Source organism: Rhizobium sp. P1_B8 (assembly GCF_056406515.1).
On sequence record NZ_JBFTZZ010000039.1, the window covers coordinates 19,240 to 38,341 of the forward strand.

Sequence of the window (19,102 nt, forward strand, 5' to 3'; positions counted from 1 at the left end):
CATTGGCCGGCAGGCTGTTCTTACTTGACGCTACCGACCGCGACAGCGCGGCCGTCCTGAAGCTTCGACCAGCGGGCCGGATCGTCGGCGGACTGGCGCTTCAGATAGGTGTATTCGGTATCCGACCACAGCAGCACCTTGTTGCGCATGTTGTCGAGGATGAAGTCGCCGTGATCGGTGCGGACCGTCAGCACGGCATGGCCTTCGCCATTCGGCTGCAGCACGACGGTGATCAGCGTGTCGGACGGCGAGAAACCGTCGTCGATCAGCATCTTGCGCTTCAGCAGGGCGTAATCCTCGCAGTCGCCGACGGTGCGCGGATAGGCCCAGCGCTCTTCGACCCCGTAGATCTGCTCATCCGTCATCGGCTGGATCGTCGAATTGACGGTGTAGTTGACCTTGAGAATTTCCTTCCAGCGATCCTCGTTGAGGATGGCCGGTCCGGCATCGCCGCCAACTTCGACACATTCCGTCGGATTCGCCTTGCAGAATTCGTAGTGTCCGATCGGCGGGCTGGCATTGCCTGCCAGTACCATGCTGGCGGGCATTGCCTGTCCCGAACCCGCCATTGCCATCATGATGGCACCGGCCAGAAGGCCGCCTTTCAGGATATTCGCAGTTGTCATTGCCGTCTCCCCGTAAGTTGAGGTGACAATGGCACAGACGTTTTTATCTCACGCAAAATTACGCAATAGAATTAAAGGCTTAGTTGATTCAAATGCCGATAAAACTTGGCTAAAAACAGATTCGAATGCGCATAAAATTTGACGCGGATTTGTCGCGAAATCGATTAAAATTGTAATCAACGCAACAAGGCTTTCGCCCGCGAAAAGGTTGCGTTGCCGCCCGCATGTTAAGGATTTTCGTTGAGCCGGGTAAATCTCAGCTGCCGGCTGGCGATCTGCGGCAACGCGCAGCCGACCGGCGATGCCGCTGGAATGGGCCGATTCGGCCGGTTCAAAAGCAGAATGTCGCTCAGATCCTCGATTCCGGCAGGAAATTATTTTTGCTAGATATCGCGAAATCGATCGGTGGCACCGACGATCGCCGCGCTCATATCGGGATTTGCGGTGGAATGGGCCGCATGCGCAAGGATGCTGATCTCGCTTTTCGGCCAGGCGCGGGCCAGTTCCCAGGCGGTGACGAGCGGCGCCTCGATGTCGAATCGTCCCTGCAGCAGGATACCGGGGATGCCGGTGAGCCGCGCGGCGTTCTTCAAAAGCTGGGCGTCCTCCAGCCAGGCGCCATTGCTGAAGTAGTGGGTGATGATGCGGGCCCGTGTTAGCAAATAGGCCGGATCGGCCCAGCGGCGCGGCAGGCCTTGGGGATCGGCGAGCAGAATCGAGGCCGCCTCCCAATCATGCCAGTCGCGCGCCGCCTTGAGGCGCGTCTCCGGGTCCGGATCGTTGAGGAGACGATGATAGGCGGCAACCATGTCCTCATCTCGTCCCTGGCTGCCTGGGGAAACCGCCTGGCGGAAACGGTGCCATTCTTCAGGAAAGAGCGGCGCCATGCCGCGATAGAGCCAGTCGATTTCCGAGCGGCGGGTGGTGGTCACGCCTGACAGGACGATCGCCGCGACACGCTCCGGATGGGTTTCGGCATAGGCGAGCGCCAGCGTAGAACCCCAGGAATTGCCGAAAAGGAGCCAGGAGGCGCCGATGCCGAGACAGGCCCGCAGCCGTTCGATATCGGCAACGAGATGCCAGGTGGTGTTGAGGGAGAGATCAGTTTCGGGATCGGCAGCGCTCGGAAGGCTGCGGCCACAATTGCGCTGATCGAACAGAATGATTCGGTAGGCATCGGGATCGAAATAGCGGCGCGCCGTGGTCGAACAGCCGGAGCCAGGGCCGCCATGCAACACCAGCGCCGGGCGGCCCGCCGGATTGCCGCAGGCCTCCCAGTAGATCAGGTTGCCATCGCCGGTATCGAGCAGGCCATGATCATAGGGTTCGATTTCCGGATAGAGAGCTGACATCGGTGCGCCTGGGTCGAAGCGGACCTTATCCATCATCTCGCTGACAAAGGGAAGACGGGTGAGGGCGGAGCGCTCCGGGACGCAAAATCACCGCACAATTTTGGGCGACCTCGTTGGGTGCCGATCGGTGTCGCAGCTTGTTCCACACATAATATAGTCTACCGACTGGGTGGAACGACTTGCGACAGGAATTCGCGCTTGCGTACCAAAGCCAGATTTGTAGCCGCTTGCAAAGTTGTCGCCGTGAAGTGGAGGCTTTTCAACACGACCTGACCGGGTGCGCACCGGGCCTGGCAATCGCGTTCGATGGAAGTCCGTCGAGAATTGGCACCCGCCACAGAATCCGCGGCATCGCCCATTTTCAGCAGCTGCTAAAGGAATTCCCGCAGCGTCTCGCGGGACTGGATCGACAGGAATTCGATCGCAACACCTTCGACGAAGTGGCGCACGACGCGACCACGCATGTTGCCGAGGCGCACGGCCGTTCCGATCGAAGGGCGCATCTCGACGTCGACGGCAGCGCCCGACAGCGAAAGGTCCATGATACGGCAGGAATAACGCGTGCCGTCCTCGAGCGTCAGTTCGGTCTTCGTGTCGCGTGGCGTCAGACGGTCGTGGCGGCGATCCTCGGGCAGGCCGAGTTCGTGCTTGTTGGCAAGCCAGGTGAGCTGGGCCGCGAGTTTCTCGCGTTTCCGGTCGGTGGCGTTGATCGACATGGTGAAGCCACGGCCATCGATCGTCTGGACATAACCTTCGACGCGGCCGAGATGGTCGATATAGGCGACGACGCGTTCGTTGGCGCGCGGCCGGCCGGGGCAGGTGACGTACATGTCGCCAGGCGACATGTCGATCACCATACATTCGAATTCCTCGTAATTCGCAAGCATCAGCCGGCCCTGCATATTGATGGGCACGCGCTGGAAAACGCCCTGTTCAGGGCGCGGCGCAGGTCGTTGCGTCTGAGCTGGCTGGAACGAGTGCATCAAAGGGCTTCTTCATCAAAATCGCAGAGACCGATCTTTACCCACAATCCATTAACAGAAGGTTGTTTCGCCCAGTCCCGACGTAGCGGAAAACGAGTATATCCGATGTCCTAAAATGGGACCGTCAGCGAGCCTCCACGCTCAGCAGCTGCGACACCATGCGGCGCATGACCTGCCCGAAATGGATGCTTTTGCCAGCGACGATCCTGTTGATGGGGCGCAGGTCGGCCGGTGCTGGCTTGTCGAATTTTCCGGGCAGCAGGCGGCTGCGGTCGAGCGCCAGGAATTCGAGCGGTACGATCTCCAGCCAGCTCGCGGTTACGGCCGGCGCGATCGCGCCGAGCAGCCGGTCGCAGGCGCCGTCCGGCGAACGCAGCGGCATCATGATAATCTCGAAGGAGGCCTGATGACCGACGGTGCTGTAGCCGGTGGCGTTGAACAGAGCCGGCATCGCATGGTCCATGACACCCATCGCCGTGCGTTCGATGTCCGCGAGCTGACTATTTGCCCAGAGAGACGAAAAACGTTCGCCGCGCAGGTCACGCCCAAAGAGATCACAGATGCGGGTGCCGGCGAGCCGGAAACCGATATCTCCGCCCTCGCGCCTCTCAAGAATAAACAAACTCTGGAGCAGGTGGGGGACGGCGGAGGGTTCGACCTGTGATTTCAGCGGCGCATCGGCAGCGCCGCGGATACGGTTCCAGTAGTCAAAAATTTCGATGGTCGTTTGCACACGCATTTCACACCAACCTGTCCCATTCCGGATCATTTTCGGGCAGTCATTGCCCGTACAGGCTCTACTATGCGGATTTCATGCCAGATCGCGGCGGTTAAGGTTAAGAAAGGGTTTCGGTTGAGATGCGGTGCCCGTCGTGACACTGTTCCGCATCGCTTCGACTTTCGAAGTTCAGCACAACCTACGGGCCGAGGTCTTTCCTGGAGCTCCCGGTACGCCGTCCGGCACTTCGGACGGCTTTTTTTTTGACAGTCGCTCCTGTATGGCTGTGGCCTCAACGAGGCGAAACACAGATGAATGAGCAGACGGCCGAGCCGCATAGGGCGCCCGAACCTCCCGAGGTCCAGCCGCCGGCACGGCCACCGCGCGAACCGGTCTTCAACCTTCCTCCGGCGCTGTTCTTCAGCCTTTGCCTGCTTGGGGTCATCTATGCGGTGCAGGAACTCCTGCTCTCCGACGATGCGCTGAACTGGCTGTTCTTCACCTTCGGCTTCGTTCCCGCCCGTTATGTGATTCCGCTGTCGCAGCAAGGGCCGGAGCTGTTCTGGACGCCCGTCACCTATTCGCTGCTGCACGGCAGCGTCCAGCATATCCTCTTTAACGCCTTCTGGCTGATGGCCTTCGGCGCGCCGGTCGTGCGCCGCATCGGGACGCTGCGTTTCGTGCTCTTCTGGGTTTTTTCCGCCGTCGCCTCCGCCGCCCTGCACGCGGTGCTGAACTGGGGGGATGTGTCACTGCTGATCGGCGCGTCGGGCGTCATCTCCGGGCTGATGGGCGCCGCCTGTCGATTCGCCTTTCCGGCCGAACGGCGGCCGATGGCGCCGGCGCATCTCAATCCCCGGCTTTCCATCGTCGGGGCGCTGAAGAGCCGCACCGTCATCATCTTCATGCTGCTCTGGCTGGTCGGCAACGCGCTGATCGCCGTCGGCATCCCGCTCGTCGGCGACAGCGACCAGGCGATTGCCTGGGATGCGCATATCGGCGGATTCGTCTTCGGCTTCTTGCTGTTTTCGCTGTTTGATCGGGCGCCGCGCCCGCCGGTGATGGAACCTGACGGAACCGAGAAGGATATGTTGCAATCCTGAGCCGGGCAGTGCACCATCAACCTATCTGCGATGGGGGGAGAAACCGCCGCGGATGCCTGTGACAAGTGTTTCACGGACATAGGAGGTTCGAATGACCAGTTCAGTCAAAGCAATCCTCGACCTGAAGGGCAGAGACGTCATCACTGCCGGGCCGAGCACTACCGTCGCCGAGGCGGCCGCCATCCTCAGCAAGAAAAAGATCGGCGCCATCGTCGTCGTCGGCATGGAGAACAGGATTTCGGGAATGTTCACCGAGCGCGATCTCGTGCATGCGATCGCCAAACACGGCAAGGCAGGCCTCGACCAGTCGCTGGCCCAGGTCATGACCGCGAAGGTCTACCGCTGCCATGAGGATACGACCGTCAACGAGCTTATGGAGCTGATGACCAGCCGCCGTTTCCGTCACGTGCCGGTGGAAAGCAATGGCAAGCTTGCAGGCATCATTTCGATCGGCGACGTGGTGAAATCGCGCATCGCCGAAGTCGAGCGTGAGGCCGAGGAAATCAAGGCCTATATCGCCGGCTGAGGTTTTAGCCGGCCGTGCTTGACCGATGTCGTTATCGCAAAACCGCTGCAGGCTTTTAGACGGCCTGCATCAGGGGTGGCTGGCGTAGACTTCCTGCATGCGCTTGATCTCGGGGAGCCGGGCCCTGGCTTCCTCGTAGCCGCGTTCGATCGCCTCGCCAGCCCGGTGGAATTCGGAAAGGCCGATATAGCTGAGACGCGGCTGCAGTGAAATATCCGGCGGGTCGCCGGCAAGGCGGGCGCGGGCGATCCTATCCTGGATAATGTTGAAGGCCTGCACCATGACGCCGGTCATACCGAGGCGCGCATAGGGCGCCTCTTCCTGCTTCTGCACTTCCTGCGGAGAGAGGCTGGCATTGTGCCGGACGACGGCCGAGCGGCCGTAGAGATCGTAATTGAGATTGACGGCGACGACGAGCGGCTGTTCGTAGGCGCGGCAGACGGAGACGGGGACGGGATTGACCAGCGCCCCGTCGACCAGCGTGCGATGGTTGCTGCGCACCGGCTCGAAAATGCCGGGCAGGGCATAGGAGGCGCGCAGCGCCGTAATCAGCGAACCATTGGCAATCCAGACCTCATGGCCGGTATTGACCTCGGCCGCGACCGCGACGAATGGCCGGTCGAGATCCTCGACGTTCAGGCCTTCGAGATGTTCCTGCATGCGCTTGGTCAGCCGCATGCCGCCGAACAGGCCGCTGCCGCCGATGGTGAGGTCGAGGAGACTTGCGATACGGCGCATCGTCAGCGAGCGCGCGAAGCTTTCGAGTTCATCGAGTTTGCCGGCGAGATAGCAGCCGCCGACCAGCGCGCCGATAGAGGTGCCGGCAATCATGCCGATCTCGACCTTAGCCTCGTCGAGTGCGCGCAGCACACCGATATGGGCCCAGCCGCGGGCAGCGCCGCCGCCGAGCGCGAGCGCAATCTTGATTTTCTTTTGAGGCGCCGGAGGCGGGAGCATATCGAGCGTGGTCGACATGCCGGAACCAGAACCCTCGCCTTCAGAGCTTTGACGATGCAGACTCCAGCTCAACATGGCGCTCTCCCCTCCCAGCAGAACACGTGATTTCCGATAGTGTGCCCGATCAGTTTCCAAATGGTATATAGAAGCGGTTTCTGGCGCAATAAGGAGCAAGTACCGGGAAATTCGGGCTATTTTCCGTAGACATCCTGCGGATCGAATTGAAGCTCGTCGTCAACGATATCAAGCATCGGCTTTCCGTCCTGAAGCGTGATCGTCCGGTAGAAACAGGAGCGGCGGCCGGTGTGACAGGTGGCGTCGTGGCCGGCGACCTCGACCTTCAGCCAGATGGCGTCCTGATCGCAATCGGTGCGGATTTCCTTCACGGTCTGGAGATTGCCGGAGGTCTCGCCCTTCTTCCAGAGCTTGCCGCGCGAACGGCTGAAATAATGCGCCGTGCCGGTCTGGATGGTCAGCGCCAATGCCTGGGCATTCATATGCGCCACCATCAGCAACTCGCCATCGCCAGCATCGGTGACGATCGCGGTGATCAGGCCGCGGTCGTCGAAACGTGGCGTGAAATCGCCGGCGTCTTCCAACGCCGACTTGTCCTCGGATGGTTGATTGAAGATCAGTTGACTCATCGCGGCCCTCCTGAGGGAGCCGGTATCAGCGGCTCCGCACCATAGTCATGAAACGGGCCTGATCGGCCGGCTCCGTCTTGAACGTTCCCGTAAAGGTGGTCGTCAACGTGGTCGAGCCCTGCTTCTGAACGCCGCGCATCGCCATGCACATGTGTTCGGCCTCGATCAACACGGCGACACCGCGCGGATGCAGCGTATCGTCGATTGCCCGGGCGATCTGCGCGGTCATCGTTTCCTGCGTCTGCAGGCGGCGGCCATAGATCTCAACGACACGGGCAATCTTCGACAGGCCGAGCACACGTCCGTCCGGCATGTAGGCGACGTGAGCCTTGCCGATGATCGGCACCATGTGGTGTTCGCAATGCGAGTAAAACGGAATGTCCTTGACGAGGACCATGTCGTCGTAACCGGCGACCTCCTCGAATGTGCGGCCGAGCACGTCTTCCGCCGCCATGTCGTAACCGGAAAAGAGTTCGCGGTACGATTTGACGACGCGGGCCGGCGTTTCGAGCAGGCCTTCACGCGTCGGGTCATCACCGGCCCAGCGCAGCAGAACGCGAACGGCTTCCTCCGCCTCCTGCTGGGAGGGGCGATCCGAGTCGCGGTTCGTCTGCGGAAAATTCTTTACGATGGCGTCCATGAACAATGGTCTCCTGGTCCGCACCGCGGACCCATCTGTCGGAATCGCCACTGGTCAATCCCATGCGGGAATTCATGCACCTTTGGCAGGCTCCGGGGCTTTCAGGGCAAGTTCAGCCCGTCCGGCACGGTTTCCCAATCAAACTTACACGAGGCCATTGCATTTTAATGGCCTTCGAACGACATACATATAGGAAGACGGCCATCGTATGTAAGTATCCTCAGACGACACGGTGTGTTTTTTGTTTTGATGACAATAACGCCCCCATAAAGGCCGATCCGCAGTGATTTTGGAGCGGAAATCCAGCATGGACGATATCTACAACAGCAAAATCCTCGAATTCGCCGGCAATATTCCGTTGACCGGCACGCTTGATGATGCGGATGCGACCGCCCAGGCCTATTCCAAGCTCTGCGGCTCGAAGGTGCGGATCTGGCTGAAGATGGATGGCGATGCGGTGACCGGTTTTGCCCATGAGGTGAAGGCCTGCGCGCTCGGCCAGGCCTCGTCCTCGATCATGGCCCGCCATGTGGTCGGCGCCACATCGGGCGAATTGCGCCAGGCACGCCTGGACATGCTCGCCATGTTGAAGGCGGATGGAGCGGGGCCACAGGGACGGTTCGAAGACATGCGTTATCTCCAGCCGGTGCGGGACTACAAGGCCCGCCATGCTTCGACGATGCTGACCTTCGATGCGGTCGTTGACGCGATCGGGCAGATCGAGGCGAAACGGGCGGAAGTTGTCGAGGCGTAACTAACATGTGCGAGTTCTGCGCCCAGCAGGCTGAAGATGAGGACGACGGTGGCGCCGCCGGATCGGACAAGCCGCGTGAAAAGGCCGCACGCACTTCCCGCAATTACACCGGTCCTTTCCGCAAAACTCCCGACCGCCTGCTCGGCATGGGTCTCATCCGCCTCTACCAGCTGACGCTGTCCGGCTTTGTCGGCAATTCCTGCCGCCATATCCCGACCTGCTCCGAATATGGCTACGAGTCGATCGCCCGCCACGGCCTCTGGGCCGGCGGCTGGATGACGCTGTTTCGCGTCGGCCGCTGCGGCCCGGGCGGCACCAGCGGCCTCGACCAGGTGCCGGAGATACTCGGCGACAGCTTCCGCTGGTGGACCCCATGGCGTTATCTCGCCCTCGGACGCAAGAGAGGGCGAGTGCCATGAGCACCTTCATAGCCCTTCTGCACAGCATTGTCCTGACGCCCGATCGCCGCGTCATCATGCAGGATTTGCGCGCACTTGCCGAAGAACTCGGTTATCGCGAGCCGCGCACGCTGGTTTCCACAGGCAATCTCGTCTTCGAGGCCGACGATATGCGGCCGCACGAACTCGAAGTAACCCTGGAAGAGGGCTTTGAAGAAAAGTTCGGCAAACATGTCGATATCATCGTGCGCAGCGACTGCACCTGGATGGCGCTTTGCAGCACCAATCCCTTCAAGGACGGCAACGGCGACCAGGTGATCGTCCGGGTGATGCGTCTGCCGGTCGACCCGAAGAAGGTGGAGGCGCTGAAGCCGCTGATGACGGAGGGACAGCGCATCGCCGTCGTCGGCGGCGATCTCTGGATCGATTTCGCCGGCAAGCCGAGCCAATCCAAGCTGCTTTCGGCGCTGACGACCAAGCAGCTTGGCGTCGGTACGATGCGCAACTGGAACACCGTGCGCGGCCTCACCGAAATGATCATATAGCCCCGCTTCTTCTTTACTCAGACAGGAAATGATGCCGCTACTGATGCTGCGCACTGGAACACGGTGCGAACTCTGATGGACATGCTGGATTAGATGCAAGGAAAACACGTCTTCAAAGGTTTTCATCACTTGAGAAAAAATGTACTTGCAGTTGAATAAGTGACAGATATCAGTGTATTTCCTGTTCTAATTTTTGAAATTCCGTCACTGATGAAGCTCTTTCACTATCTCGCGACTGCCTCGCTTTTTCTCGCCGTCTCTATTGCCAACTCCCCGGCAGCTGCTGCAACCGCAGTTGACCCAGCATCGGAAGCCACGTGCCGCCATCTGGCGCGTGATGGCGTAGAAATCGACAATCTCGCTTACTGGCGGGATGCGCTTGCCGCTTGCGAAGCCTATTTGCAGGCAGAACCAAGCTCCATCGACGCCCGTTATTTCTGGCTCGCCAGCAAGTTCAACCTTCAGCAATTCGAACCGGCCCTTGCCGGATTCGAGGAGTTGGCGGCCCAGGGGCACGCACCCTCCATGGATTACCTGGCGAAGGCATCTGCTTACGGTCTCGGGCGTGAGCGTGATTTCAAAGCCGCGCTGGCCTGGCTGAGAAAGGCAAGAGAAGCAAACGATCCGCGCTCCGCCGACTATCTTGGAGAGATGTACATGTTGGGGTGGGGCGTTGCGCAGGACTTTGTCATGGCGCGCTCCTATTTCGAACTTGCAGATCGGCTGGGCTACATTCCCGCCAAGAGGTCGCTTGCCTGGATGTATCTGGACGGGATTGGTGTTCCCGTTGACGCCGAGCGGGGTTTTGGACTGCTTTCAGCCGCAGCACAACTGGGCCATGAGAGAGCGACAACGGACATCACATTCCTTTACACGAAAGGCATCGGAACGGAGAAGAATGCCAGCCGCGCCGTTGCCATGCTGGACGACCTGGTGCGGAAAGGTTCCGCCGATGGAATGAGGACGCTTGCTCGATATTATCTGAGAGATGGGGACAAGACGCAGAGAAAGACCGCGCTCGATCTCCTTGAGAAAGCCGTGGCACTTGGCGACGGCAATGCGATGAGGACGCTGGCAGACGTCTACGTGGCGGGCAGAGAGACGAAGCGTGACTTCGCAAAGGCCGAGAGCCTGCTGGATCAGGCAATTGCGCAAGACATACTCGCTGCCTATCGCAGCAAGGCTTTGCTTTTATTGAAGATGCCCGATCCGCGCTATGACCAGGCCATGTACTGGATGAAGGAAGCTGCCTCTCGTGGGAATGCCCGTGCCATGGCAGATGTGGGCGCCATGTATGAGCAAGGTAAAGGTGTGCCGGTAGACGAGAGCGAAGCCCGCATCTGGTATGGAAAATCTGCCGAACTCGGAGATTCCAGCGGCGCCCGACGTTTCGGTCAATCGCTCTATATGGGAACGGGTGGTCCTCGTGACGTCGAAAACGGCGTGAAATGGCTGGAGAAGTCTGCGGCCGCCGGCGAGACAGACGCCATGCGGGTGCTTGCCTATGGTTATGAAAAAGGCGGCGGCCTTCCCAAGGATGTGGTCAAAGCTTTCGAATGGTTCCAGAAGGCGGCGGAGGCAGGAGATACCAACGCATTTCTCGAAGTCGCTGACCGCTCCTATGACGGTTCGGGTACGACTGCCGACGCTAAAAAATCCTTTGTCTGGTATCTCAAGGCGGCCGAAAATGGCTCGGCCAAGGCCCAGTATTGTGTTGGGCTTTTGTATGAAAGAGGCGAGGGTACGGCTCAGGATTCGAGAGAAGCCGTACACTGGTTTAAGGCCGCTGCAGAGAACGGATTTATCGATGCCTTCGCCGAGCTTGGCGAAATGTACGCCAATGATGCCAACCTGCCGCGGGACGACGGCAAGTCGATCGACTATCTGGAAAAAGGCGCGGCCGCCGGTAACGTCACGGCGATGATCCTGCTCGGCATCAAGTATGAGGATGGCGATGGGGTCGCCCGCGACTATGCGAAAGCGATCGAGTGGTACGAGGCGGCGGCGAACAAGAACTCTGCTGATGCGATGTACAGGCTCGGGACGCTCTATCGAGGAGCGGATGGAAACCTGAAGGATTTCGGCAAAGCTCTGGAATGGCTGACGAAGGCCGGGGCCTATGGCAATGCGAAAGCGCAATACTCCCTGGGCGATATCTACGAATACGGGCAGGGCGTGCCTATTGATCGCTCCAAGGCGCTCAGCTGGTTCATGATGGCGGCCTTCAAGCAATATCCTGAAGCGATGAACGCCGTCGGCTACTACTACCAGAATGGCATCGGCACCAAAGAGGACCAGACCATCGCCCGCAACTGGTATCAGAAGGCGGCCGATGCGGGATCTGCGGCCGGCGCTCTTAATCTTGGGTGGTACTACGAGAACGGCAAGGATCAAGATCAGGCTATCGCATTCCAATATTACAAAAAATCCGCCGAGCTGAATTCGGCCGGCGGCATGTTCTCGCTCGGGCGTTTCTACGACGATGGCCTCGGAATTGCTGTCAACCGGCAAGAGGCCATCAAGTGGTATCTGCGGGCGATGGACACTGGCTACAACAGAGCCGCCTATCGGCTGGCCTATGCCTATGATGCGACCTTCAGTTCGGATAACGCAGCCGAAAACATCCTTCTGGCAATGCGGCAGGGAGACCGGCAGATTGCCGATGAGTTGAAGGCGTTTTCATCTTTCACCCGCACGGCACTGAAAAGAAGCCTCTCGCGACGCGGCCTTTACGATGGGCCACTGGACGATGAGATTGACCAGCCCTTGAAATCGGCGCTCAGGGATTACGCAATGACCTACGGCGGATAGACGCACGACCTCGTTTCGGTGCCGGATCGCCCCGCTTTTTCTTTACTCGGGCAGCAAATCTGGCTATCAGGCGGCGGCGCATCCAAGGACGGAGGCGCTGTCGTTGCAACCACCCGCATTCGTTGGCGGGACTGGACAAGGAGAATTTCGATGTCCCAAGCTATTTCCCTGACATTTCCCGATGGTTCCGTGCGCAGCTACGATGCTGGCGCAACCGGCCGGGATGTCGCCGAATCCATTTCCAAGTCGCTCGCCAAGAAGGCAGTCGCCGTTGCAATCGACGGCACCGTGCGCGACCTTTCCGATCCCGTGCCGACGGGCAGGATCGAGATCATCACCCGCAATGACGACCGCGCGCTGGAACTCATCCGCCACGACGCGGCGCATGTCATGGCCGAAGCGGTGCAGGAACTCTGRCCCGGCACCCAGGTGACGATCGGTCCGGTCATTGAAAACGGCTTCTATTACGACTTCGCCAAGAACGAGCCCTTCACACTCGACGATCTGCCGAAGATCGAAAAGAAGATGAAGGAAATCATCGCCCGCAACGCCGCCTTCACCAAGCAGGTCTGGTCGCGCGAGAAGGCGAAACAGGTCTTCGCCGACAAGGGCGAGCAGTACAAGGTCGAACTCGTCGACGCGATCCCGGAAGGGCAGGATCTCAAGATCTATTATCAGGGCGACTGGTTCGACCTTTGCCGCGGCCCGCACATGGCCTCGACCGGCCAGATCGGCTCAGCCTTCAAGCTCTTGAAGGTGGCCGGCGCCTATTGGCGCGGCGACAGCAACAATCCGATGCTGAGCCGCATCTACGGCACGGCCTTTGCCGAGCAGTCGGAACTCGACAACTACCTGCATATGCTTGCCGAAGCTGAAAAGCGCGATCACCGCCGCCTCGGCCGCGAGATGGATCTCTTCCATTTCCAGGAAGAGGGTCCTGGCGTCGTCTTCTGGCACGGCAAGGGCTGGCGCGTCTTCCAGACGCTGGTCGCCTATATGCGCCGCCGGCTGGCCGGCGATTATCAGGAAGTCAATGCGCCGCAGGTGCTCGACAAATCGCTGTGGGAAACCTCCGGTCACTGGGGCTGGTACCGCGATAACATGTTCAAGGTGACGGTTGCCGGCGACGACACCGACGACGACCGTGTCTTTGCGCTGAAGCCGATGAACTGCCCCGGCCATATCCAGATCTTCAAGCACGGGCTGAAATCCTACCGCGAGCTGCCGATCCGGCTTGCCGAATTCGGCAATGTCCATCGCTACGAACCGTCGGGCGCGCTGCACGGGCTGATGCGCGTGCGCGGTTTCACGCAGGACGATGCGCATATCTTCTGCACCGACGAGCAGATGGCCGCCGAATGCCTGAAGATCAACGACCTGATCCTTTCGGTCTATAAGGATTTCGGCTTCGACGAAGTCACCATCAAACTTTCGACCCGGCCGGACAAGCGCGTCGGTTCGGACGAACTCTGGGACCGCGCCGAAAACGTGATGATGGGCGTGCTGGAGACGATCCAGCAGCAGTCGAATGACATCAAGACCGGCATTCTGCCGGGCGAGGGCGCCTTCTACGGGCCGAAGTTCGAATATACGCTGAAGGATGCGATCGGCCGCGAATGGCAGTGCGGCACGACGCAGGTCGACTTCAACCTGCCGGAACGCTTCGGCGCCTTCTATATCGACAGCAACTCCGAAAAGACGCAGCCGGTGATGATCCACCGCGCCATCTGCGGCTCGATGGAGCGCTTCCTCGGCATCCTGATCGAGAACTTCGCCGGCCACATGCCGCTTTGGGTATCGCCGCTTCAGGTGGTGGTCGCAACGATCACCTCGGAAGCCGACGCCTACGGGCTTGAAGTGGCCGAGGCGCTGCGCGAGGCCGGTCTCAACGTCGAAACCGACTTCCGCAACGAGAAGATCAACTACAAGGTCCGCGAACATTCGGTCACCAAGGTTCCTGTCATCATCGTCTGCGGCAGGAAGGAGGCCGAGGAGCGCACGGTCAATATCCGCCGCCTCGGCAGCCAGGAACAGGTTTCGATGGGGCTAGACGCCGCCGTCGAGAGCCTTGCCCTCGAAGCGACACCGCCCGACATTCGTCGCAAGGCCGAAGCAAAAAAAGCCAAGGCGGCCTGAATAGCAGGGATCCGACAGCGCCAGGCTCGGCGCTGTCGGAAATCCGGTCTGCGCGTCGCCCGAGTCCGAGCGGCGCTTCAACGAATCTCCCCATACCAATGATGAAACCTGCTGATTTGTGCGGCCGGGGGCTTCTAAGTCGCGATAACGAGGCCGTCCTAACGATGGCGCCGCAGAAGCGCGCCTTCCAAACGTCTCGGCTGAGCCGAAACCGCGCGCGGTAAAATCAATCGAGGCTGGTGTCGTCGCCGCCCTGCGGCACGAGCTGTTCGTAGGACGGCAGCGGCGCCACCGGGGCCGGCTGGACGCCCGGCGGTGTCGGTGTGCCCACAGGCACCTGCTGCACCGTGCGGGCAGCATCCGCCGGCGGCTGCGGCTGCTGGTCCTTCATCAGGACCTCGACATCGGTGTTCCTGCCGGCGACGACGGTGAAATCGCGCTGGTAGATCTTGTCCTTGTTGCGGGCGACGGCGGAATATCCGCCTTCGGCGAGAACCATGGTCGGGAAGGCGCTGACGCTTTCGCCGACGCTGTCGCCGGCCGCCGTCAGGATCGACCATGCCGTATCGGCGATCGCCTCGCCACCGGCGTCCGAGACCAGCTTGAAGGTGATCTGCGCGGCGCGATGCTGGATCGTCGCTTCGGTCAGCTTGCCGGCCTCGACCTGGATGTCGGCGCGGATCACGGCGTTGACGCTGCCATATTCGGAAACGATGTGGTAGGTGCCGGCATTGAGGCGGACAACGGTATTCGGCGAGACATCGGCCATGACGAGGCCGCGCTCGCCATCGTCGCGCACTTCCGAGGAATAGATCGAGAAGCTCAACTGGTCGGGGCGGATGCGGGCATCGGTGCCGGAGACGGCATTGAGCAGCAGGCCGCCGGCATCGAGCACCATCACCTGCTTGTCGACCTCGCCTTCAGCGGGCACGGTCAGTTTTTTGGTGACGCCGGCGCGGCCGAAGGAGACGTTGACGAAATAATCGCCCGGAGCGAGCTGGAAGGCGGCGGGCCCGCCCTTGGCGCTGGCGATCAGCGGCAGCTTGCCGTCGGATCCGGCGATCGGGCTGAAGACGTACCAGGAGAGGCCTTCCTCAATCGGAGTGCCGTCCGCCGTCAGCTTGGCCTCCATCGGGACGTCGCGCAGCTTGACCCCTTCGGGCGCCGCACCGGGCGCGATGAAGGCATCGAGCTTCGGCATCTTCGGCGTCGATTCAAGCTGTTTGAATCCCTTGAAGGCATCCTGAGCGCCGGCGCCGAAGGGCGTCAGTATGATCAGGGCAATGGCAAGGCCGATGCGTGCAAAAGGCAAAATGCCAAACATCTGTTTCGTGAACCGATTGACTTCTGAAATCGCAAAGGCCACTTCAAGACCAACGCGATGGCAAATTCAAGACCCACCCTTTGCAGCAGCATAAATAATGAGAGCCTCTCCCGCATGAAATCCGATATCAAGCTGATCGACTACCTCGCCGTGCGCCGCTCCATCCCCGCTTTCCAGATGTGCGAACCAGGCCCCGAGAAGGCCGAGATCGAGGAGATCCTGCGTCTCGCCTCGCGTGTTCCCGATCACGGCAAGATCGCCCCCTGGCGGTTCATCGTCTATCGCGGAGAGCAGCGCGTGCGTCTCGGCGAGGAGCTTCTGACGCTGGCACTTCAGACAAAGCCCGAACTTTCCGAAGAGATGATCCAGGTCGAGCGTACCCGTTTCACCCGTGCGCCCGTGGTCGTCGCCGTCGTCAGCAAGGCAGGACCGCATATCAAGATCCCGGAATGGGAGCAACTGATGTCGGCCGGCGCGCTTTGCTTCAACGTCATTCTCGCCGCCAACGCCAATGGTTATGTCGCCAACTGGCTGACGGAGTGGTTCGCCTATGACGAGCGCGCCTATCCGCTGCTCGGCGTCGGTCCGGATGAAAAGGTGGCAGGCTTCATCCATATCGGCTCGACCACATTTCCGGCAATTGAGCGGCCGCGGCCGGAACTTGCCGATACGGTAACCTGGGTCGGCGGAGACGACTGATGTTCTACACCACCGACAGCAACCGGCACGGGCTCGCGCATGACCCGTTCAAGGCGATCGTGTCGCCGCGCCCGATCGGCTGGATTGGCAGCAAGGGCAGGGATGGCTCGATCAATCTCGCGCCCTATTCGTTCTTCAATGCCGTTGCCGACCGGCCGAAGCTGGTGATGTTTTCTTCCGCCGGGCGCAAGCACAGCCAGCGCAATGCGGCCGAGACCGGCGTCTTCACCTGCAATTTCGTCGGCCGCGATCTCGCTGAGAAGATGAATCTCTCCTCGGCGGCGCTGCCCTACGGCGACAGCGAATTCGATTTCGCCGGCCTGACGCCGAAGCCGGCCGAACTGATCGACGCGCCCTATGTCGGCGAGGCTTTCGCGGTGCTCGAATGCAAGGTCACGGAGATCATCGAGCCGAAGACGCTGTCGGGGGAACCGTCCGAAAACGTCCTGGTCTTCGGCGAAGTGGTCGGCATACGCATCGACGAAGCGATCGTCAGGGACGGCCGCCTCGACATGTCGATCGCCCGACCTGTCGCCCGCATGGGTTACATGGATTACAGCGAAGGCAGCGATGTTTTCGAGATGGTTCGGCCGAAGCCGCAGCAAGGCTGAGCCGAACCGGTAAGGCGTATAAAGACTTAAGAAATATGGTGAACCAATCTTAAACCTTTTACCGCTACGGTCGCAGCATTGAATGGAGCGCGAGGGAATCGCGTTCAAGTGCTGGGGCGTCGCGTGATCGTAGAAGCTTTCCTTCGTTGGATCGAAACGGCCAAGACCGGTGACCGGGCCCGAGCCGCAAACGCACTCGGGCGCGCCTATCTGCAGTCCGAAATGTCTGCGGACGAGCGGGCGGCGGCCGAAATGGCGATGACCTTTCTTCTCGACGATCCGTCGCCACGCGTGCGGCTTGCGCTTGCCGAGGCGATCGCCTGGTCGCCCGATGCGCCGCGCAGCCTGATCCTTTCGCTTGCCGAAGACCAGCCCGAGGTTGCCTGCCATGCGGTGACCTGTTCGCCACTTTTGAGCGACGCTGATCTGGTCGACCTTGCCGCGCGCGGCAATGGCGCGACCCGCATGCTGATCGCGGCGAGGGCGCATGTGACGCGCCCGGTCTCCGCCGCGCTTGCGGAGGTCGGCGACGAGGAAGAACTCCTCTGCCTGCTCGAGAATGACGGCGCGGTGATCTCCAGCCTGTCGTTGAAGCGCATCGCCGAACGGCTCGGGGACTGCTGCGATATCCGCAACCTGCTTCTCGACCGAAGCGACCTTCCGGCCGATGCCCGCCAGTTGCTCACCCAGCATGTCAGCAATGCGCTGATCGGGCTGCCGTTGGTGCAGGCGGCGATCGGCCTGCAGCGGCTCCAGCGCATCAGCCGCGAGGCGACCGAGGCTGCCATCGTCTCGATCGCCGGCGATATTGCCCCGCGCGAAATCCCCGACCTCGTCCAGCATCTGCGCCTCAACGGCCGGCTGACGCCATCCTTCCTGATGCATGCGCTCTGCGCCGGCAAGGTGGACTTCTTCGCCGGCGCGATCGTCGATCTGACCGCGTGCAGCGAGCGCCGGGTGCGTTCGATCCTGGCAACCGGGCGTATGCATGCCGTGCGTGCGCTCTACGAGTCCGCCGGCCTGCCGAGGAATATCAGCGTGATCTTTGTCGAGGCGACGATGCTGTGGCGCGACGCCGCCAGAAAAGCGCCGGGCAGCGTGCTCGGCAATGTCTGCGGCCGTCTTCTCGAAAAATTCCGCCATCATGATGCGCATGGCGCGATCGGCGAACTGCTCGACCTGGTGGAAAAGCTGCATGTTAACGAGCAGCGACAATCGGCCCGCGTCTACGCGGCGCTTGCGGCCGCCTAATCAGCGAGCCGCGTCACCACCCAGGAATAGCTGGCGGAGACGAAGTGCACGGGTTTGGTGAGTGTATCCCTGACGCTTCTGCCCGAGGGCAGATGGGCGCGGACCTGCCCGGCGATGCCTTCAGCAAAACCGGCGATCCTTCCTGCCGGTAACTCGGGCGCTGCGACAGCGACCTCGGGCGCAGCGGCAGGCACGGGCGCCGGCTTCGGCGGCTCGGCGGCGGCGATGGCTTTCGGCGCCTCGCACACCGCGATCACCGAGGGATAGTTGACATTGACATAGGTCTTCAGGCGTCGTTCGGCTTCCGCATCGCAGGCGGCAACGGTTTCCCAGCGTTTATCGACCGTCGCGACATAATTGCACTGGCTGATCGAATCGTCGCAGCCGAGAATGGTCATCGCGATCAGCACCGCTTGCATATTCTGCTTCCTTGATTATTGAGCACCTCATCGTCTTAGAGGGTGCAATTCCAACCGAATGAAGGCACCGGCATTAACTCTTCGTCATGTCGGGAAAAATTGTGCCCCGCGCCAGCAGAGGAAGTCAGCATGTCCGTGACCATCGCCCTGGAGCCGCCGCGCCAAGAGGGCGTCATTCGCCTTCTCGATCTTTCCGATGCCTATGCGCAATCGCTCTATCCGGCGGAAAGCAACCATCTGGTCGACCTCTCCGTGCTGGAGAAAGCTTCGGTGAGCTTCCTCGTCGCGCGCAGCGACGATGCGATCGTCGGCTGCTGCGCGCTGGTCGAGGCCGGTGACGGCACGGCGGAGATCAAGCGCATGTTCGTCGATCCCGAGGCAAGGGGGCTGAGGATCGCCAGCAGCCTGATGAATGCAATCGAAGCAATCGCAGAGAAAGAGGGGCTGACGGCGATCCGGCTCGAAACCGGCATCTACCAACCCGAGGCGATCGCGCTCTATCGCAAATACGGATATCGGGAAATCGAGCCTTTCGGCGCCTACCTGCCGGACCCGCTCAGCCTGTTCATGGAAAAGCGGCTGGGGTAGCCCCGTCTGCGAAGGTA

20 protein-coding genes are annotated in these 19,102 nt (G+C 60.8%); 11 read left to right on the plus strand and 9 right to left on the minus strand.

Going from position 1 to position 19,102, the window contains the following annotated elements; genetic code table 11:
* Window positions 1-20: 20 nt before the first annotated feature.
* From AC1D2N_RS31900 to AC1D2N_RS31915, 4 genes are all read right to left on the minus strand, one after another.
* Window positions 21-626, minus strand: coding sequence for a transglutaminase-like cysteine peptidase (locus AC1D2N_RS31900; protein ID WP_018242123.1), 606 nt, complete (start codon window positions 624-626; stop codon window positions 21-23).
* A gap of 383 nt (window positions 627-1,009) precedes the next feature.
* Window positions 1,010-1,978 (minus strand): prolyl aminopeptidase, encoded by a 969-nt coding sequence (gene pip / locus AC1D2N_RS31905; protein ID WP_130652448.1) that lies wholly within the window; start codon window positions 1,976-1,978, stop codon window positions 1,010-1,012.
* Between the two features lie 371 nt (window positions 1,979-2,349).
* Complete coding sequence (locus AC1D2N_RS31910) at window positions 2,350-2,961, minus strand: PilZ domain-containing protein (protein WP_018072182.1); 612 nt, start codon at window positions 2,959-2,961, stop codon at window positions 2,350-2,352.
* A gap of 124 nt (window positions 2,962-3,085) precedes the next feature.
* A complete protein-coding gene (locus AC1D2N_RS31915) occupies window positions 3,086-3,730 on the minus strand; it encodes a PAS domain-containing protein (protein ID WP_130652447.1) in 645 nt (214 codons plus the stop codon).
* Window positions 3,731-3,990: 260 nt separating this feature from the next.
* On the opposite strand from AC1D2N_RS31915, the gene AC1D2N_RS31920 reads away from it, so the two are divergent.
* Both AC1D2N_RS31920 and AC1D2N_RS31925 read left to right on the plus strand, forming a co-directional pair.
* Window positions 3,991-4,782 carry a rhomboid family intramembrane serine protease gene (locus AC1D2N_RS31920; protein ID WP_065277530.1) on the plus strand — a complete coding sequence of 264 codons (792 nt, stop codon included), beginning with the start codon at window positions 3,991-3,993 and terminating at the stop codon, window positions 4,780-4,782.
* A 91-nt stretch (window positions 4,783-4,873) separates the two neighbouring features.
* Window positions 4,874-5,308 (plus strand): CBS domain-containing protein, encoded by a 435-nt coding sequence (locus AC1D2N_RS31925; RefSeq protein ID WP_130652446.1) that lies wholly within the window; start codon window positions 4,874-4,876, stop codon window positions 5,306-5,308.
* Between the two features lie 69 nt (window positions 5,309-5,377).
* Here AC1D2N_RS31925 and AC1D2N_RS31930 read toward each other — a convergent pair whose 3' ends face one another.
* From AC1D2N_RS31930 to folE, 3 genes are all read right to left on the minus strand, one after another.
* On the minus strand, window positions 5,378-6,340 hold the full coding sequence (locus tag AC1D2N_RS31930; RefSeq protein WP_018242118.1) for a patatin-like phospholipase family protein: 963 nt from the start codon (window positions 6,338-6,340) through the stop codon (window positions 5,378-5,380).
* 116 nt (window positions 6,341-6,456) lie between these two features.
* Window positions 6,457-6,909: a phosphoribosyl-AMP cyclohydrolase gene (hisI, locus tag AC1D2N_RS31935; RefSeq protein WP_018242117.1), complete on the minus strand. Its 453-nt coding sequence runs from the start codon at window positions 6,907-6,909 to the stop codon at window positions 6,457-6,459.
* Between the two features lie 25 nt (window positions 6,910-6,934).
* On the minus strand, window positions 6,935-7,549 hold the full coding sequence (gene folE / locus AC1D2N_RS31940) for a GTP cyclohydrolase I FolE (protein WP_003559608.1): 615 nt from the start codon (window positions 7,547-7,549) through the stop codon (window positions 6,935-6,937).
* Window positions 7,550-7,856: 307 nt separating this feature from the next.
* On the opposite strand from folE, the gene AC1D2N_RS31945 reads away from it, so the two are divergent.
* The 5 genes from AC1D2N_RS31945 to thrS all read left to right on the plus strand — a co-directional run bounded on the left by AC1D2N_RS31945 (window position 7,857) and on the right by thrS (window position 14,193).
* Window positions 7,857-8,303: an iron-sulfur cluster assembly scaffold protein gene (locus AC1D2N_RS31945; RefSeq protein WP_477982697.1), complete on the plus strand. Its 447-nt coding sequence runs from the start codon at window positions 7,857-7,859 to the stop codon at window positions 8,301-8,303.
* 5 nt (window positions 8,304-8,308) lie between these two features.
* Entirely contained in the window at window positions 8,309-8,722 is a 414-nt protein-coding gene (gene yidD, locus AC1D2N_RS31950) for a membrane protein insertion efficiency factor YidD (RefSeq protein WP_130652445.1), read from the plus strand.
* On the plus strand, window positions 8,719-9,246 hold the full coding sequence (locus tag AC1D2N_RS31955; RefSeq protein ID WP_047622848.1) for a DUF1697 domain-containing protein: 528 nt from the start codon (window positions 8,719-8,721) through the stop codon (window positions 9,244-9,246). Before yidD ends, AC1D2N_RS31955 begins: the two co-directional genes overlap by 4 nt.
* Before the next feature lie 210 nt (window positions 9,247-9,456).
* Window positions 9,457-12,057, plus strand: a complete 2,601-nt coding sequence (locus tag AC1D2N_RS31960; protein WP_130652444.1) for a tetratricopeptide repeat protein — start codon at window positions 9,457-9,459, stop codon at window positions 12,055-12,057.
* Window positions 12,058-12,207: 150 nt separating this feature from the next.
* Window positions 12,208-14,193 (plus strand): threonine--tRNA ligase, encoded by a 1,986-nt coding sequence (gene thrS / locus AC1D2N_RS31965; RefSeq protein ID WP_477982700.1) that lies wholly within the window; start codon window positions 12,208-12,210, stop codon window positions 14,191-14,193.
* Window positions 14,194-14,419: 226 nt separating this feature from the next.
* On the opposite strand, the gene AC1D2N_RS31970 is transcribed toward thrS, so the two are convergent.
* Window positions 14,420-15,517, minus strand: a complete 1,098-nt coding sequence (locus AC1D2N_RS31970) for a hypothetical protein (RefSeq protein WP_028733740.1) — start codon at window positions 15,515-15,517, stop codon at window positions 14,420-14,422.
* A 114-nt stretch (window positions 15,518-15,631) separates the two neighbouring features.
* On the opposite strand from AC1D2N_RS31970, the gene AC1D2N_RS31975 reads away from it, so the two are divergent.
* From AC1D2N_RS31975 to AC1D2N_RS31985, 3 genes are all read left to right on the plus strand, one after another.
* On the plus strand, window positions 15,632-16,216 hold the full coding sequence (locus AC1D2N_RS31975) for a nitroreductase family protein (RefSeq protein WP_130652442.1): 585 nt from the start codon (window positions 15,632-15,634) through the stop codon (window positions 16,214-16,216).
* Window positions 16,216-16,827, plus strand: coding sequence for a flavin reductase family protein (locus tag AC1D2N_RS31980; RefSeq protein ID WP_130652441.1), 612 nt, complete (start codon window positions 16,216-16,218; stop codon window positions 16,825-16,827). Before AC1D2N_RS31975 ends, AC1D2N_RS31980 begins: the two co-directional genes overlap by 1 nt.
* Before the next feature lie 108 nt (window positions 16,828-16,935).
* Entirely contained in the window at window positions 16,936-18,078 is a 1,143-nt protein-coding gene (locus AC1D2N_RS31985; RefSeq protein WP_026230507.1) for a DUF2336 domain-containing protein, read from the plus strand.
* Here the strand turns inward: AC1D2N_RS31985 and AC1D2N_RS31990 are convergent.
* Window positions 18,075-18,497, minus strand: a complete 423-nt coding sequence (locus AC1D2N_RS31990; RefSeq protein ID WP_130652440.1) for a hypothetical protein — start codon at window positions 18,495-18,497, stop codon at window positions 18,075-18,077. The genes AC1D2N_RS31985 and AC1D2N_RS31990 overlap by 4 nt on opposite strands.
* 129 nt (window positions 18,498-18,626) lie before the next feature.
* Between AC1D2N_RS31990 and AC1D2N_RS31995 the strand changes: the two genes are divergently transcribed.
* Window positions 18,627-19,085, plus strand: coding sequence for a GNAT family N-acetyltransferase (locus tag AC1D2N_RS31995; protein WP_130652439.1), 459 nt, complete (start codon window positions 18,627-18,629; stop codon window positions 19,083-19,085).
* Window positions 19,086-19,102: the final 17 nt, after the last annotated feature.